Here is a 13672-nt window from a genome sequence, read left to right as displayed (position 1 = left end):
ACGGCGTGTGCGGCGCCAGTTTCCGCGCCCGATCAGCGGCGCGGCGAGTCTTCGCTGCGCTGTGGCGACGGCGCTTCGTTGCTGCCGGAGAGCGGTGCCTCCGGTGCGGTCGGGTGGTTGTCCTCGGGCTGGGCATCGGCCCGCGGCGCGGGCGGGTCTTCGGACGGGTCAGTGTGATCGATGTGTCCGCCGCTCTCCAGGCGGTGTTCCTCGACGGCGGCGGCCATCTCCATGCCGGTCGGTGCGGTGCGCATCATCGGCACGAACTGCGCGGCCTCCTCGACGATATGGTCGACGCGCCCGCGTGCGCGCAGCGCCACGAAGATCGCCAGCGGCGCGATCGTCAGCGCGAAGAACACCGGCAGTCCGGCCGCGCCGCTGACCGCCATCAGTGCGCCGGCCGCGGTCGGGCCGAACACCGCGCCGAGGCCGTGCAGCAGCAGCATGCCGGAGTTGCCCGACAGGATCTGCTCATGCGGCAGGCGGTCGATGAGGTGGGCGACCGCGATCGGATAGATCGCGAACGACATGCCGCCGAAGACGAAGGCCGAGATCAGCAGCGCGCTGTTCGAGCCGCCGAACATCGCCATCGCCACCGCACCGGCGGTCGCGCCGAAGGCCACGAAGGCCAGTACATGGCGGCGGTCGCCGCGGTCCGAATAGCGGCCCAGCGGCAGTTGCAGGATCGCGCCGCCGGCGATCGTGGCCGTCATCAGCATCGCCACGCCGCTCGCGTCCAGCCCCAGGCGCGCCGCGTACAGCGGCCCCATGCTCCACAGCGTGCCGATCGACAGGCCCGAGACGATGGAAGCCGCCACCGAGGACGGCGCGGCCGCCCACAGCTTGCCGATGGTCAGGCGCGGCAGGGGCTGGATCTCGGGCTGGGGCTGGCGTGTCGAACACAGCGGCAGCACCGACAGGCAGATCAGCACGGCGGAGATCGCGAACAGCGTGAATTCCTGCGGCGGTGCCAGATGCAGTAACTGCTGCGCCAGCGCCAGCGCGCTCATGTTGACGAACATGTAGAAGGCAAACACCTGGCCGCGGCGCTCGGGTACGGCGCGGCTGTTGAGCCAGCTCTCGATCACGGTATAGAAGCCCACCAGCGCGATGCCGGTGGCCAGCCGCAGCAGCAGCCAGATCACCGGATGCACGATCAGCGCGTGCACCAGCACCACGACGGCGATGCTCGACGCGTAGAACGCGAAGGCGCGGATGTGACCGATGCGCCGTATCATCGCGGGCACCACCCAGGTGCCGATGAGGAAGCCGACGAAGTAGGCCGAGCCCATCAGGCCGAGGATCTGGTCGCCGAAGCCCTCGATGCTGCCGCGCAGCGTGAGCAGGGTGGACATCAGGCCGTTGCCGAGCAGCAGCAGGGCGGTGCCGAGCATCAGCGAGCTGATGGGGAGGATGTGAGGGAGCATGCTAGAGTCAATCGCCTTTGCAGGGACCGCCGGGATGCCTTGTGAGCGATCCTGGTCCTGCCCGCCGAAACGCGTATCGAAGCGGCGGGCTGCGCGCACGATGCGCGCGAAATGAACCCGCAATTATAGAGTTTTGCTGCAGTGAACAAAACCCGTCCCGCCCTGCGTTCATTCCCGGATCGCGTCCGCCAGGTAGTGCTCTTCGAAGTCGGCGGCCTGCTGCTGATCACGCCGCCTTTCGTGTGGCTCTCGGGTGTGCCGCTGGGGGATTCGATCGGCCTGCTGGCGCTCATCGCCGCGATCGCCGCGCTGTGGAACGGCGTCTACAACACGCTCTTCGACTGGTGCGAGGCGCGGCTCACCGGCCGCCGTGCAGACCGGCGTCCGCTGCGACTGCGCATCGTGCACGCGCTAGGTTTCGAGGGCGGTCTGCTGACCCTGTCGCTGCCCTTGATCATGTGGTGGACGGGCATGGACTGGCTCGCCGCGCTGATCGCCGACATCGCCCTGGCGTTGTCGTATGTCGCCTACGCCTTCGTCTTCAATCTCGCCTACGACCGCCTGTTCCCGATTGGCGGGGAGCCGGTTCATGCCGACTGAGACGCCGCACGTCATCGACGGGGCCGATCTGGCCGCGCTCAATACCTTCGGCCTGCCGGGGCGCGCCGCGCATCTGGCCGTCATCGAACATTCCGAACAGCTCGCTGCGCTGCTCGCCCGGCCAGACTGGGGCGATGCGCCCAGTCTGGTGCTCGGCGGCGGCAGCAACATCGTCGTCGACGGCGACTTTCCCGGCTGGGTGCTGCAAGTCGCGATCCGCGGGCGCGAACTCGCAGGCGAGGACGAGGACTTCCGCTATGTGCGCGCCGGCGGCGGCGAGAACTGGCACGACTTCGTGCGCTGGACGCTGGCGCAGGGCTGGGGCGGTCTGGAAAACCTGTCGCTGATTCCCGGCACCGTGGGCGCGGCACCGATCCAGAACATCGGCGCCTACGGGCTGGAACTGGAGGCGCGCTTCGATCATCTCGAGGCGGTGTCGCTGGCCGACGGCAGGGCGCGGCGTTTCGACGCGGCCGACTGCGGCTTCGGCTATCGCGACAGCGTGTTCAAACGCGGCGAGGCCGGGCGCTGGCTGATTGCCTCCGTGACCTTCCGGCTACCCAGGCGCTGGCGGCCGGTGACGCACTATGCCGATGTCGCGGCGGAACTGGCCGCGCGTGACATCGGCGTTCCCACACCCCTCGATGTCTCCGACGCGGTGGTGGCGATCCGTCGTCGCAAGCTGCCCGATCCGGCCGTGCTCGGCAACGCCGGCAGCTTCTTCAAGAACCCGCGGGTCGACGACGCGACGCTCGCGCGATTGCAGGCGGCCCACCCCGGATTGCCCCACTATTCGCAGCCCGGTGGCGGGGCCAAGATCGCCGCCGGCTGGTTGATCGACCAGTGCGGCTGGAAGGGGCGCGACCTCGGGCCGGTGGGCTGTTTCGAGCGACAGGCGCTGGTGCTGGTCAATCGTGGTGGCGCGAACGGTGCCGACGTGCGTCGCGCGGCCGAGGCGATCCGCGCCGATGTCGCCGCGCGATTCGGCGTCGAGCTGGAACCCGAGCCGGTCTTCGTCAGCGCGCGTCGCGAGTGATGTCGTCGCTTCGCGTGCTCAGGCACGCGGCCAGCCCGGTGGCGATCTCGTCGGCCATGCGCGCCTGGTAACGCGCATCGCGCAGCAGCAGTTCCTCGTCGCGATGCTTGATCACACCGGCCTCGAACAGCAGCGCGGCCTGCTCCGCACGATAGAGCACGATCAGGTTGTCGAAGTGGTGCAGCGCATGTTCGAAGTCCACATAGCCGCGCTTGCGGCCATTCTTGTGCGTCGGGACAAAGCCCGCGCGCTGCAGGCGCGCGCCGATGCTGCGCCCGCACAGCGTGCTCAGTGCCAGGTCCGGATTGCGACGCGAGACGAACAGCGAATGCCCGGACCAGCGGTCGTTGAAGGTCTGGGAAGTGCCCATCCATTCCCACTCGGTCAGCTCGTGCGCGCCGGTCGAGTCGTGGTGGATGGAGATGAAAAAGTCCGCGTGCGGCACGTTGGCCGGACGCGCCGCGAGCGATTCGATGCGCCCGTCGGCATTGACCAGTACGGTGTCGATGCCGCGCGCCTCGAGCGCCTTGACCAGTGCGCGGGCCAGGTCGTGGTTGAATTCCAGTTCGGGGCGCCCGCGCGCCGAGATCGCGCCCGGCGCGTCGAGCGTATGGCCGATGTCCACCGCCACCAGCGGCGGCGCGGCCGTGGCGCCGGCCGCGCATAGTGCGATTGCGCAGGCAAGCGCGGTGCGCACGGACTCAGTCGCCGTCGCCATCCGTGTCGTCCTGACCGCCCTTGCGTTGCCGGTCTGCGGGCGCCTTGTCGTCGGCGACGCCGAAGACCTCGTCGAGCTGCTCGCGGGTCATGCAGTCCATGTCCCAGTGCGGCGTCTGCTGGAGCTTGATCTCGTCGCAGATGATGCGGAATCTGCCCTTCTTGCGCTTGCTTTCCATGGCGTCCGCCTCCTTGCGGGTGTTGCCTGAATGCCCCGAGTACGGATTCGCGGGGGCTTGTCGTATCGGACCGGAACCGCTCTAATGGTTCCCCGTATCAACCGACGACCGGCGTGCTGGCGCCGGACAGGAACTGCGAATGAGAAATCCCCCCAGCGATTTCCGCAATCTGAACTGCTCCGAGTGTCGCGACGGCGCCGGTCTCGACTTCGACTTCACGATGGCCTTCCAACCCATCGTCGATGCCTCCAGCGGCGAGATCTTCGCCCACGAGGCGCTGGTGCGGGGCCTCGATGGCGAGGGCGCAGGCGCGGTCTTCGCCCACGTCAATGATTCCAACCGTTACCGCTTTGACCAGACCTGCCGCGTCAAGGCCATCAGCCTGGCCGCGGAGTTGGGCATGACGACGATGCTCAGCATCAACTTCATGCCCAACGCGGTCTACAAGCCGGAACTGTGCATCCGCACCACACTGGCCGCTGCACAGGAGTCCGGCTTCCCGATCGATCGCATCATCTTCGAGGTGACCGAGGGCGAGCGCGTCGAGGACCATGTCCATCTGCGCGGCATCGTCGAGCATTACAAGAAACGCGGCTTCTGTACCGCCATCGACGACTTCGGTGCCGGCTACGCCGGGCTGGGTCTGCTGGCCGACTTCCAGACCGACATCGTCAAGCTCGACATGGGCCTGATCCGCGGCATCGACACCGACCGCACGCGCACGGCGATCTGCCGCGGCATCCTCACCGTGTGCAACGACCTGGGCATTCGCGTCATCGCCGAAGGCGTGGAGACGCGTGAGGAATACGCCGCGCTGCGCGCGCTGGGCATCGAGCTGTTCCAGGGCTATTACTTCGCCCGTCCGGCTTTCCGTGCGCTGGCCGAGGTGCCGGCCGAGCGTTTCGCGCTCTGACCCGTTCGCGTCACTGACCCGGAGCGGAGAAGCGCTGACCCGAAATCGCCGGGTGATAGATCGGCTGGATCACGTTGCCGGCCGGGTCGGTGACGTGAAAGCTGCGCGCGCCGTCACCGTGGTCGTGCGGTTCGTCGAGGACGTTGACGCCCTTGGCCTTCATGAAGTCGAACCACTCGTGCAGCTGGTCGACGGTGTCGACGATAAAGCCGAAGTGGTCCAGATACTGCACGCCGCTGCGCTCGCCTTCGCGGTTGCGGCCCAGCGACAGGTTGTCGTTGCCCAGCGTCAGATACACCAGGTCGGCACTGGCGCGGCGCAGGATCTGCATGCCGATGATGTCCACGTAGAAACGCTCGCATTCCTCGAGGTTGGGCACGACCAGCGCGAGGTGGCGCAGGCCGTTGAACGGGGCGGGGCGGTTTGCCATCTTGATCTTCTCCATTTTTGCTTCGCTTGCAGGCAGTCTGCTATGGTGCCAGCCGCCAACGCCGATGCCAATTCCGAGGAGCCCACCCATGTACTGCATTCTGGTCAAGAACGTCGTCAAGGAAGGCGCGCGCGACGCCTATCTGGCAGCCATGCTGCCCAACGCCAAGGCGTCCGTCGCCAACGAGCCCGACTGCCTGACCTTCGACGTGCTCGAAGCGCAGGAAGAGCCCAACACCTTCTACCTGTACGAGATCTACACCAGTCCCGCCGCGCTGGAGACTCACAAGAAGACCGAACACTACCTCGCGAGCCGCCCCCTCATCGCCGACCTGCTGGTCGAGACCTCGGTGCTGCGCGCCGATGTAATCGAGATGAACGCCAGCCGCTGAGGAAGCGCTGCTTCACACATCGGTGCGGCGCTGCGGCGTCGTGAAGTAGGTGTGGGCCGCGCGGTTGACGTGGCCGGCCAGCAGCAGCGTGGAGATCATCGTCGGCACCGCCATCACCGCGTACATGCCGATCACCAGGTTGTTGATCGGCCCCAGCGCGGCCACCGCGCCGATGACGATCTGCGCCACGTAGACCATGGTGAAGATCCATTGCCAGCGTGCCCCGAACAGGAACACGAAGCATTTGGCGCCGTAGTACCAGAAGGTGACGATGGTGCTGAAGGCCAGTGGCAGCACCATCAGCAGCAACAGCAGCGGCCCGGCGTGCCCGAACACCTCCGAGAACGCGTTGGCCGTGAGCGTCACCCCCTCGATGCCCTCGGCCTCGTGCCACGCGCCGGTCAGTAAAATCACCAGCGCCGTGCACGTGCACACCACCAGCGTGTCGATGATGGGCCCGAGCATCGCCACCACGCCTTCGCGCACCGGCTCACGCGTTTTCGCCGCGCCGTGGGCCAGCGACTCGGTGCCGATGCCCGCCTCGTTGGAGAAGGCCCCGCGGCTGATGCCGATGGCGATCATGCCGCCCAGCGCGCCGCCGGCCACCGCCTCGCCGCTGAACGCATCGCGGAAGATCAGCGCGAAGGCCGCCGGCACCTCCTGCCAGTGGGCGACGATCACGATCAGGGTCAGGCTTAGATAGAACAGCACCATCGCGGTGACGATGCCCAGCGTGAAACGCCCGATGCGCTGGATGCGCCCGGCGATCACCGCTCCAGTGGCCAGTGCCAGCGCGATGCCCATCGCACCGTCGAAGAGCAGCGAGTCGCTGCTGCCCACCCAGCCCAGCGGCACCGCGAAGGATTCGCGCAGCAACTGCACCGCCTGATTGGCCTGGAACACCGGCAACAGCCCGCACAGACCGGCGATCGCGAACAGCACAGCCAGCGGCATCCACTTGCGGCCCAACCCCTCGCGGATCACATACATCGGCCCGCCCTGCAGCTCGCCGGCCGAATCCCGGCCGCGAAACATCACCGACAGCGTGGCCGTGTAGAACTTGGTCGCCACGCCCACCAGTGCCGTGATCCACATCCAGAAGATCGCCCCGGGCCCGCCGGTGCTGATCGCAATCGCCACCCCCGCCACATTGCCCAGCCCCAGCGTGCCCGACAGCGCCGTCGACAACGCCTGCCGGTGCGGTACCTGTCCCGGATCGTCCGGGTCGTCGTAGCGCCCGCGCAGCAGATCGATGCTGTGCCCCAGGTGCCGGTACGGCCGTGCGCGCGAGTAGATCAGCAGATACAGGCCACCGCCCACCAGCAGCACCAGCAGCGGCGTACCCCACATGAAGCCGGCGAAGGCCGCCAGCGCAGCATCGATGGAATCGAGAAAAGACATGGCTCGGCTCCCGGTCGGTCAGATCGCCCCGCGCCGGCTGCCGACACCCTCAGGCGATCATGGCGGCGATCAGTTCGGGTTGTACTTGGCATAACCATACGGGAATCGGGCGTGCGGCGCAGTATGGCGCGTGTGCCGCGTCGCGCAATTCGCCCGGAGCCGTGGATGCTCTCAATCTACCGCCGGTCGGCGAGGCATTGACGCGCTACGGGGTACTCGGATGGTCAATCTAGGTTTTGTGAGTACGTGGCACTGAGGGCGCGCGTCAGGCAGTCAGCACATTCACGTGCCCTGCCTTGCCGTACTCCAGGATTCCGTGATCGCGCGTGACCAGGGTGTAGCCACCGATACGGGCGGTTGCGACCAGCAGGCGGTCGGCGGGGTCGGCGTGGAATTCGCCGGGCAGTTCGTTGCTGTCGGTGACGACGGCCAGATCGTCGAGGGGGAGCGGACGCAGGGCCGGGTGCGAGCGCGCGCGCTCCAGCCAGATCTTGGTGGGCATGGCGAGGTTCAGGCGACCCTTTGCCGCCAGCATGGCCACCTCCCACGCCGAGATGATCGATACATGCAAGGGCCGGGTGTGGTCGGCGGCTTCCAGTCGCTCGCGGAGGGCGGGAGAGAACTGGCCGGGTGTGCCGAGGGCCAGCCAGACCCATACGTGCGTGTCGAGCAGCAGCGGCACGTTCTGGGGGCTCACGGGGCGTCGACGCGCTCGGGGGCGGGCGCGTAAAGATCGTCTTCGTCGCCGGCTTCGGCCGACCAGTTGTCCTTGGGCATGTCGATCAGGTCGCCGACGATCTGCCCGGTGCCCTGCATGTATCCGAACAGTGCGGGGGGTGGCGTTTCCGCATTGGCGGGGACGACCTGAGCGACCGGCTTGCCGCGCTTGGTGATGACCAGCGGCTGGTGTGTCGTGGCGACTTCATCGATGAGTTTCAGGCACTTGGCCTTGAACTCGGCTGCATTGATGTTCATGGCGATTCCATATGACCATCTTGAGTGGTCATATTAGACTCAAATTGCAGCTCATGTTTCACGTGATCGTGCGACGGCTTTATCTCGATGTCGTCGGGTACTGCGTGAGCGCTGCTGACAGTTCGGTTGCGACCGCCTCCTGGAGCGATTCCGGCCCCAGCACTTCGCAGTGCCGCCCGTGCTTGAGGATGTCCATGAGCAGTTCGCGGTGGTCGGCGTAGGGGAATTCGAGGAGGTAGTGGCCGGCGTCGTCGAAGTGGCCGCGCTGTTTGGGGTGCCAGTGTTCGGTGGCGACCCAGCGGGCGCGTTCGGGGGTGAAGCGCAGGCGGGCGGTCTGCAGTTTGCGGCCGGAGAAGATGCCGTAGCCGGGGCCGAGGATGGCGTCGAGGGTCTTCGCGGATACGTTCTTCGCGGGGCGTTCGAGCAGTTCGACATGGCGGATGCTGTCGACGGCGAAGTTGCGCAGGTCGTTACGCAGGTGACACCAGGCGTCGAGGTACCAGTTCTCGCGATAGTGGACGAGGCGCTGGGGGGAGATGTCGCGCTCGGACTCTTCGCCCTTGCCGCGGGCGTAGTAGCGGATGTTGAGCCGCTTGCGGCGCAGCAGGGCGGAGCCGATGTGTTCGAAGTGGTCGAGCTTCATCGCGCGCTTGCCGATGCCGACGATGAGCACGCGGCGGCGTACTTCCTCGGCGGCGTCGTCGGCGGTGCCGAGCAGGGCGTTGAGGCGTGCCATCAGCGGCTGCACGTGGGGTGCGAGGATGCCGCCGGGGTCGAGGTTGGCGAGCAGGTGCTGCATGGTGAGCAGGGCGTGGATCTCGCGGTCGGAGAACCACAGGCCGGGCAACTCGTACTGGGCGCCGACCTGCTGGCCGCGCGAGAAGCGGTAGCCGCCGGCCTCGCGGTCCCAGACGATGGGGGCATTGAGGCGCTCGCGCAGGTATTCGAGATCGCGCTTGAGCGTGGCGAGCGAGACTTCGAGTGCGTCGAGCAGGTCTTGCCGGTTGACGACGCCGCGCTCGGAGATGATCTGGTCGATGCGGTAGAGGCGTTCGGTGCGGTTCACGCCGGCGCGCTCAGCTTTCCCAGGTGACCGGCTTATCGGCGTCGAGCGACTGGCGCAGCATCTCGAGCAGCGGCCAGCCGCGCTGGTGCAGGCTGACGGCCGCGCCGATGCCGGTCGGCGGCGGTTCGTCCTCGTTCTCGTCCTCGGGCTCGTTCTGGCGCTGGCGGTCGCGTTCGCGATCGGCCTCGATGGCGGCCTGCAGGGCGGCGATGGCGTCCGGCAGCTGTTCGGCGGTGAGGATGCCCTGACGCGCGTCCGCATCCTTGCCGAGGATCCTGAGCAGCGCGTGGGCGTGGTCGCCGAGCATGATGACGTCGGCGGCGGCGCGGGATTTGAAGGTGACGACCATGAGAGTGCTCCTGGTGCAAGTGTGGCGGGCGTGCCGGTGCACAGCCTACAGGCCGCGCACCGCGTAGATGCCGGGCGCGTTGCGCCAGTAGCCCCTGTAGTCCATACCGCATCCGAACAGAAAGCGGTCGGCCACGTCCAGGCCAGTGAAGTTTGCGCGCATGCCGGGGCGGGCCTTGCGGTCGTGGTTCTTGTCGACGAGGACGGCGGTGAATACCCGGGCTGCGCCGTTTTCGTCGAGGTGACGCACGATTGCGTCGAGCGTGTGGCCTTCGTCGAGGATGTCGTCGAGCACCAGTACCGTGCGCCCGGCCACTGCCTGGGCCGGTTCGGCACGCCAGTGCAGACGCTCGCCGCGCGTGCGGTCGCCGTAGCGGGTGGCGTGCAAATAGCTGGTCTCGAGCGGGAACGGCAGGCGCGGCAGGAGTTGGCCGGAGAAGATCACGCCGCCGTTCATGACGACGAAGACGATCGGGTTGGCCTCGCCGATGGCCGTGGTGATCTCGTGGGCCAGACGTTCCAGGGCGGTTTCGACGGCGGCGGCATCGGCGAGGCAGTCGGCCTCGTCGCGGATGCGCCGGATTTCGTCCAGGTTCATGCAGGGGCTCCGCATTGCGTTGGGCCCATTCTAACCGTGGCGCGAGGTGCGGCGCTGCGGGCGTGGTTTGCGCTGGTCGAACGGGGAGGGACTCCGACGTAAAGTGATCGGTTCCCTTGGCCGGGCGGGAAAATCACAGTACCATGGCCCCAACTGCGCCCATACGTCACGGGCGCTTGAACAGCAATCGGGGTTTTTACGAGAATCCACGGCGCCCCGTAGGGCGCACCCGCACCGTGCGGCACCGACGAACATCCCTTGTCGTGTGCCCGGTCCGGTTCCAGATGGTCGTGCCTGGCAGCACTTGCCGGCGCGACCTTGCGAGTTTCCGTTTCTTTTTTCGTTTGTCACCTTAGAGGAGTAGTCATCTCATGAGCAAGAAATACAATGTGCTGATCCTGGGGGCGTCCTACGGCTCCCTGCTGGGCATGAAAATGGCCATGGCCGGTCATTCGGTCAAGCTGGTGTGCCTGCCGGCCGAAGCCGAACTGATCAACGCCGAAGGCTGCATCGTGCGCATGCCGGTGCGTGGTCGCGAAGGCCTGGTCGAGGTCAACACCAAGAACCTGCCGGGTTCGGTCACGGCGGACGTTCCCAGTGCGATCAACCCGGCCGACTACGATCTGGTCGGCATGGCCATGCAGGAGCCGCAGTACCGTTCGCCGGGCGTGCGTGAGCTGCTGGGCGAGATCGCCAAGGCCGGCGTGCCGTGCATGTCGATCATGAACATGCCGCCGCTGCCGTTCGTTGCCCGCATCCCGGGTATCGACGCCAGCCTGCTGCGTGACTGCTACGCCGACGCTTCGGTGTGGGACGTCATCGATCCCAAGCTGATGACCCTGTGCAGCCCGGATCCGCAGGCTTTCCGTCCGCCCGAGGAGAAGGTCAACGTGCTGCAGGTTCGCCTGCCGACCAACTTCAAGTGCGCGCCGTTCGAGAACGACGCCCACACCCAGATCATCCGTGACCTGGATGCGGACATCACCGCCGCGCGCTTCGAAGTCAACGGCGAGAAGCTGGAACTGCCGGTCAAGCTCAAGGCGCATGACTCCATCTACGTGCCGCTGGCCAAGTGGGCGATGCTGCTGGCCGGTAACTACCGTTGCGTGATGAAGGACGGTGTGCGCCCCATCAAGGAAGCCGTGCATGGCGACATCGAAGCCTCGCGTGCGATCTACGAGTGGGTCATGGACGTGTGCGTCGCTCTGGGTGCCAAGCGCGAAGACCTCGTGGCGTTCCAGAAGTACGCCGACGCAGCCCAGTCGCTGGGCAGCCCGTCGTCGGCCGCGCGTGCGCTGGCCGCCGGTGCGACCAACATCGAGCGCGTCGACCGCGTGGTGCAGCTGCTGGCCGCGCAGAAGGGCATGAAGAACGCCGCGGTGGACGAGATCGTCACCACCGTCGACGGCTGGCTCGAGGCCAACCGCAAGAAAGCCGCCTGATCGGTTTTCCGGCAATGCAAAAGCCGCGCCCCAGGGCGCGGCTTTTTTTGTTAACGGCCGCGAAAACTTACTCGCCGAAGGCGTAGTCGATGGTCAGCGGTGCGTGGTCGGAGAAGCGTTCGTCCTTGTAGATCGACGCGCGCGTCGCCGTGGCTGCAAGCGCGGGCGTGGCGATCTGGTAGTCGAGCCGCCACCCCACGTTGTTGGCCCAGGCCTGACCGCGGTTTGACCACCATGTATAGGCCTCGCTGGTGGTGTCCGGGTGCAGGCGGCGATAGACGTCGATCCAGCCCAGTTCGTCGAACACGCGCGAGAGCCAGGCGCGCTCCTCGGGCAGGAAGCCGGAGTTCTTCTGGTTGGAGCGCCAGTTCTTGAGGTCGATCTCCTTGTGGGCGATGTTCCAGTCGCCGCACAGCACCACTTCGCGGCCGCTCGCGACGAGTGCCGCCAGATGCTCGAAGAAGCGGTCCATGAAGCGGTACTTGACCTCCTGGCGGAGTTCGCCGCTGGAGCCCGATGGGACGTAGACGGAAATCACCGAGAGCGTGCCGAACACCAGTTCGATGTAGCGGCCCTCGGCGTCGAATTCGGGTTCGCCCAGACCCTCGATGACCTGATCGGGCTGGCGCCGTGAATAAATGCCCACGCCGCTGTAGCCCTTCTTCTCGGCGTAATGGAAATATCCGTAATATCCCGACGGGTTGAGCATTTCGGCCGTCATGTCGGCGGTCTGGGCCTTGAGTTCCTGCAGGCACACGAAGTCGGCATCCTGCCTGGGGAGCCACTCGAAGAAGCCCTTGCGGGAGGCTGAACGGATGCCGTTGAGGTTGGCTGTGATGACGCGTAACATGCTTCGGATTGTCTCCTCTGGTCTGCCGGACATGGATTCTAGCCGCGATTTCATCGCACTCGCCTGCGACAAGGGCGTGCTGCGTTTCGGTTCCTTCGTCACCAAGGCCGGACGCACCTCTCCGTACTTCTTCAATGCCGGCCTGTTCGACGACGGCGCCTCGTTTCGCGCGCTCTGCGGCTTCTACGCCGACGCCATTCGCACCTCCGGCGTGCCCTGCGACATGCTCTTCGGCCCCGCCTACAAGGGTATTCCGCTGGTCGCGGGGGTGTCGATGCGGCTTGCCGAAGCCGGCGTCAACCTACCCTTCGCGTTCAACCGCAAGGAAGCCAAGGATCACGGCGAAGGCGGCACGCTGATCGGTGCGCCGCTTTCCGGGCGCGTGCTGATTCTCGACGACGTGATCTCGGCCGGTACTTCGGTGCGCGAATCCGTCGACATCATCCGCGCCAATGGTGCCGAACCGGCCGGCGTGGTGATCGCGCTCGATCGCATGGAACGCGGCGCGGGTGACAAATCCGCGGTGCAGGAGGTGCGCGAACAGTTCGGCATTCCCGTCATCGCAGTCGCGACGCTGGAGGATCTGATCGGCTATCTGGCCGGCCATGCGGAGCTCGTCGCCAACCTCGAGGCCGTGCGTGCATACAGGGAGCGCTATGGCGTGGATCTGGCTGCCTAGTCTGACGGTTGCCGCCGCTGCAGCGTTTCTGCCTGCACCGGCGGAGGCGCAGGCCGGGCGCGTGATCTTCTGCTGCGAGGACGCTCAGGAGCAGTCCATCTGCGCCGACACGCTGCCGCCGGCATGCTACGGGCGTGCCTACCGCGAGATCTCGCCGCGCGGGCTGGTGGTGCGCCATGTCGCCGCGCCGCTCACGGTCGAGGAGCAGGCCAGGCTCGAAGCCGAGAACCGCCGCCGCGCGCGTCAGGAGGCGCTCGAGCGTCAGCAGCGCAACATGGACAACGCCTTGCTCGAAACCTATCGCGGACTCAACGACATCGACATGCGCGAGGCACTTGCGCTCGAGGATGTCGAGCGCAGCATCGCCGACATCCACGAACGCCGCCGCGGCCTGATGGCCGAGCGTCGCGCGCTCGAAGAGGAAATCGCGGCGCTGCCCGCCGACCAGGACGTGGAACCGCTGAACCGTTCGCTGCGCGCTGTCGACAGCGAGCTGCGCTCCTATCAGCGCCTGCTCGAGGCCAAGCAGGCCGAGCGCGAATCCATCCAGGCGCGCTACGCCGCCGACCGTCGCCGCTACGCGGAGCTCATCGCCGAACGCGCGCAGCGCTGAAGCCCGC

Annotated in this window: 18 protein-coding genes; 7 read left to right on the top strand and 11 right to left on the bottom strand. The window is 66.7% G+C overall.

Features of this window, described 5'->3' with window-relative positions; genetic code table 11:
- Positions 1 to 32 precede the first annotated feature (32 nt).
- Positions 33 to 1427: an MFS transporter gene (locus C0099_RS13990; RefSeq protein ID WP_102247992.1), complete on the bottom strand. Its 1395-nt coding sequence runs from the start codon at positions 1425 to 1427 to the stop codon at positions 33 to 35.
- Between the two features lie 141 nt (positions 1428 to 1568).
- Here C0099_RS13990 and C0099_RS13985 point away from each other — a divergent pair, with 141 nt between their 5' ends.
- A complete protein-coding gene (locus C0099_RS13985; RefSeq protein WP_102247991.1) occupies positions 1569 to 2027 on the top strand; it encodes a PACE efflux transporter in 459 nt (152 codons plus the stop codon).
- Complete coding sequence (gene murB, locus C0099_RS13980) at positions 2017 to 3063, top strand: UDP-N-acetylmuramate dehydrogenase (RefSeq protein WP_102247990.1); 1047 nt, start codon at positions 2017 to 2019, stop codon at positions 3061 to 3063. The genes C0099_RS13985 and murB overlap by 11 nt, the downstream gene beginning before the upstream one ends.
- On the opposite strand, the gene C0099_RS13975 is transcribed toward murB, so the two are convergent.
- On the bottom strand, positions 3044 to 3781 hold the full coding sequence (locus C0099_RS13975) for an N-acetylmuramoyl-L-alanine amidase family protein (protein ID WP_102247989.1): 738 nt from the start codon (positions 3779 to 3781) through the stop codon (positions 3044 to 3046). The two genes, murB and C0099_RS13975, sit on opposite strands and share 20 nt — an antisense overlap.
- A complete protein-coding gene (locus C0099_RS13970) occupies positions 3765 to 3959 on the bottom strand; it encodes a hypothetical protein (protein ID WP_102247988.1) in 195 nt (64 codons plus the stop codon). The genes C0099_RS13975 and C0099_RS13970 overlap by 17 nt, the downstream gene beginning before the upstream one ends.
- A gap of 139 nt (positions 3960 to 4098) precedes the next feature.
- Here C0099_RS13970 and C0099_RS13965 point away from each other — a divergent pair, with 139 nt between their 5' ends.
- Complete coding sequence (locus C0099_RS13965; RefSeq protein ID WP_102247987.1) at positions 4099 to 4872, top strand: EAL domain-containing protein; 774 nt, start codon at positions 4099 to 4101, stop codon at positions 4870 to 4872.
- A 10-nt stretch (positions 4873 to 4882) separates the two neighbouring features.
- On the opposite strand, the gene C0099_RS13960 is transcribed toward C0099_RS13965, so the two are convergent.
- Complete coding sequence (locus tag C0099_RS13960) at positions 4883 to 5317, bottom strand: VOC family protein (RefSeq protein WP_199797619.1); 435 nt, start codon at positions 5315 to 5317, stop codon at positions 4883 to 4885.
- A 73-nt stretch (positions 5318 to 5390) separates the two neighbouring features.
- Between C0099_RS13960 and C0099_RS13955 the strand changes: the two genes are divergently transcribed.
- Positions 5391 to 5693, top strand: a complete 303-nt coding sequence (locus C0099_RS13955) for a putative quinol monooxygenase (RefSeq protein ID WP_102247986.1) — start codon at positions 5391 to 5393, stop codon at positions 5691 to 5693.
- Positions 5694 to 5705: 12 nt separating this feature from the next.
- On the opposite strand, the gene C0099_RS13950 is transcribed toward C0099_RS13955, so the two are convergent.
- From C0099_RS13950 to C0099_RS13925, 6 genes are all read right to left on the bottom strand, one after another.
- Positions 5706 to 7094 carry an alanine/glycine:cation symporter family protein gene (locus C0099_RS13950; RefSeq protein WP_102247985.1) on the bottom strand — a complete coding sequence of 463 codons (1389 nt, stop codon included), beginning with the start codon at positions 7092 to 7094 and terminating at the stop codon, positions 5706 to 5708.
- Between the two features lie 265 nt (positions 7095 to 7359).
- A complete protein-coding gene (locus tag C0099_RS13945) occupies positions 7360 to 7791 on the bottom strand; it encodes a type II toxin-antitoxin system VapC family toxin (protein WP_199797618.1) in 432 nt (143 codons plus the stop codon).
- On the bottom strand, positions 7788 to 8069 hold the full coding sequence (locus C0099_RS13940) for a type II toxin-antitoxin system Phd/YefM family antitoxin (protein WP_102247984.1): 282 nt from the start codon (positions 8067 to 8069) through the stop codon (positions 7788 to 7790). Before C0099_RS13940 ends, C0099_RS13945 begins: the two co-directional genes overlap by 4 nt.
- A 79-nt stretch (positions 8070 to 8148) precedes the next feature.
- Complete coding sequence (locus C0099_RS13935) at positions 8149 to 9135, bottom strand: helix-turn-helix transcriptional regulator (RefSeq protein WP_102247983.1); 987 nt, start codon at positions 9133 to 9135, stop codon at positions 8149 to 8151.
- A gap of 10 nt (positions 9136 to 9145) precedes the next feature.
- Positions 9146 to 9484: a DUF1840 domain-containing protein gene (locus C0099_RS13930; protein ID WP_102247982.1), complete on the bottom strand. Its 339-nt coding sequence runs from the start codon at positions 9482 to 9484 to the stop codon at positions 9146 to 9148.
- Between the two features lie 45 nt (positions 9485 to 9529).
- Positions 9530 to 10081, bottom strand: coding sequence for a hypoxanthine-guanine phosphoribosyltransferase (locus C0099_RS13925; RefSeq protein WP_102247981.1), 552 nt, complete (start codon positions 10079 to 10081; stop codon positions 9530 to 9532).
- Positions 10082 to 10452: 371 nt separating this feature from the next.
- Here C0099_RS13925 and C0099_RS13920 point away from each other — a divergent pair, with 371 nt between their 5' ends.
- Complete coding sequence (locus C0099_RS13920) at positions 10453 to 11523, top strand: hypothetical protein (protein WP_102247980.1); 1071 nt, start codon at positions 10453 to 10455, stop codon at positions 11521 to 11523.
- A 67-nt stretch (positions 11524 to 11590) separates the two neighbouring features.
- On the opposite strand, the gene C0099_RS13915 is transcribed toward C0099_RS13920, so the two are convergent.
- Positions 11591 to 12373: an exodeoxyribonuclease III gene (locus C0099_RS13915; protein WP_102247979.1), complete on the bottom strand. Its 783-nt coding sequence runs from the start codon at positions 12371 to 12373 to the stop codon at positions 11591 to 11593.
- Positions 12374 to 12404: 31 nt separating this feature from the next.
- Here C0099_RS13915 and pyrE point away from each other — a divergent pair, with 31 nt between their 5' ends.
- Together pyrE and C0099_RS13905 are read left to right on the top strand one after the other, a co-directional pair.
- Positions 12405 to 13052 (top strand): orotate phosphoribosyltransferase, encoded by a 648-nt coding sequence (gene pyrE, locus C0099_RS13910; RefSeq protein ID WP_102247978.1) that lies wholly within the window; start codon positions 12405 to 12407, stop codon positions 13050 to 13052.
- Entirely contained in the window at positions 13030 to 13665 is a 636-nt protein-coding gene (locus C0099_RS13905; RefSeq protein WP_102247977.1) for a hypothetical protein, read from the top strand. Before pyrE ends, C0099_RS13905 begins: the two co-directional genes overlap by 23 nt.
- Positions 13666 to 13672 lie beyond the last annotated feature (7 nt).

The organism is Pseudazoarcus pumilus, from assembly GCF_002872475.1.
GTDB classification, from domain to species: domain Bacteria; phylum Pseudomonadota; class Gammaproteobacteria; order Burkholderiales; family Rhodocyclaceae; genus Pseudazoarcus; species Pseudazoarcus pumilus.
This window is presented reverse-complemented; position numbering and strand designations above follow the sequence as displayed.

Bases quoted from the DNA above. Each gene is read 5' to 3' on its own strand.
- C0099_RS13990 (WP_102247992.1), bottom strand. From the start codon at position 1,427: ATGCTCCCTCACATCCTCCCCATCAGCTCGCTGATGCTCGGCACCGCC.
- murB (WP_102247990.1), top strand. From the start codon at position 2,017: ATGCCGACTGAGACGCCGCACGTCATCGACGGGGCCGATCTGGCCGCG.
- C0099_RS13975 (WP_102247989.1), bottom strand. From the start codon at position 3,781: ATGGCGACGGCGACTGAGTCCGTGCGCACCGCGCTTGCCTGCGCAATC.
- C0099_RS13970 (WP_102247988.1), bottom strand. From the start codon at position 3,959: ATGGAAAGCAAGCGCAAGAAGGGCAGATTCCGCATCATCTGCGACGAG.
- C0099_RS13965 (WP_102247987.1), top strand. From the start codon at position 4,099: ATGAGAAATCCCCCCAGCGATTTCCGCAATCTGAACTGCTCCGAGTGT.
- C0099_RS13960 (WP_199797619.1), bottom strand. From the start codon at position 5,317: ATGGAGAAGATCAAGATGGCAAACCGCCCCGCCCCGTTCAACGGCCTG.
- C0099_RS13955 (WP_102247986.1), top strand. From the start codon at position 5,391: ATGTACTGCATTCTGGTCAAGAACGTCGTCAAGGAAGGCGCGCGCGAC.
- C0099_RS13950 (WP_102247985.1), bottom strand. From the start codon at position 7,094: ATGTCTTTTCTCGATTCCATCGATGCTGCGCTGGCGGCCTTCGCCGGC.
- C0099_RS13940 (WP_102247984.1), bottom strand. From the start codon at position 8,069: ATGAACATCAATGCAGCCGAGTTCAAGGCCAAGTGCCTGAAACTCATC.
- C0099_RS13930 (WP_102247982.1), bottom strand. From the start codon at position 9,484: ATGGTCGTCACCTTCAAATCCCGCGCCGCCGCCGACGTCATCATGCTC.
- C0099_RS13925 (WP_102247981.1), bottom strand. From the start codon at position 10,081: ATGAACCTGGACGAAATCCGGCGCATCCGCGACGAGGCCGACTGCCTC.
- C0099_RS13920 (WP_102247980.1), top strand. From the start codon at position 10,453: ATGAGCAAGAAATACAATGTGCTGATCCTGGGGGCGTCCTACGGCTCC.
- C0099_RS13915 (WP_102247979.1), bottom strand. From the start codon at position 12,373: ATGTTACGCGTCATCACAGCCAACCTCAACGGCATCCGTTCAGCCTCC.
- pyrE (WP_102247978.1), top strand. From the start codon at position 12,405: ATGGATTCTAGCCGCGATTTCATCGCACTCGCCTGCGACAAGGGCGTG.
- C0099_RS13905 (WP_102247977.1), top strand. From the start codon at position 13,030: ATGGCGTGGATCTGGCTGCCTAGTCTGACGGTTGCCGCCGCTGCAGCG.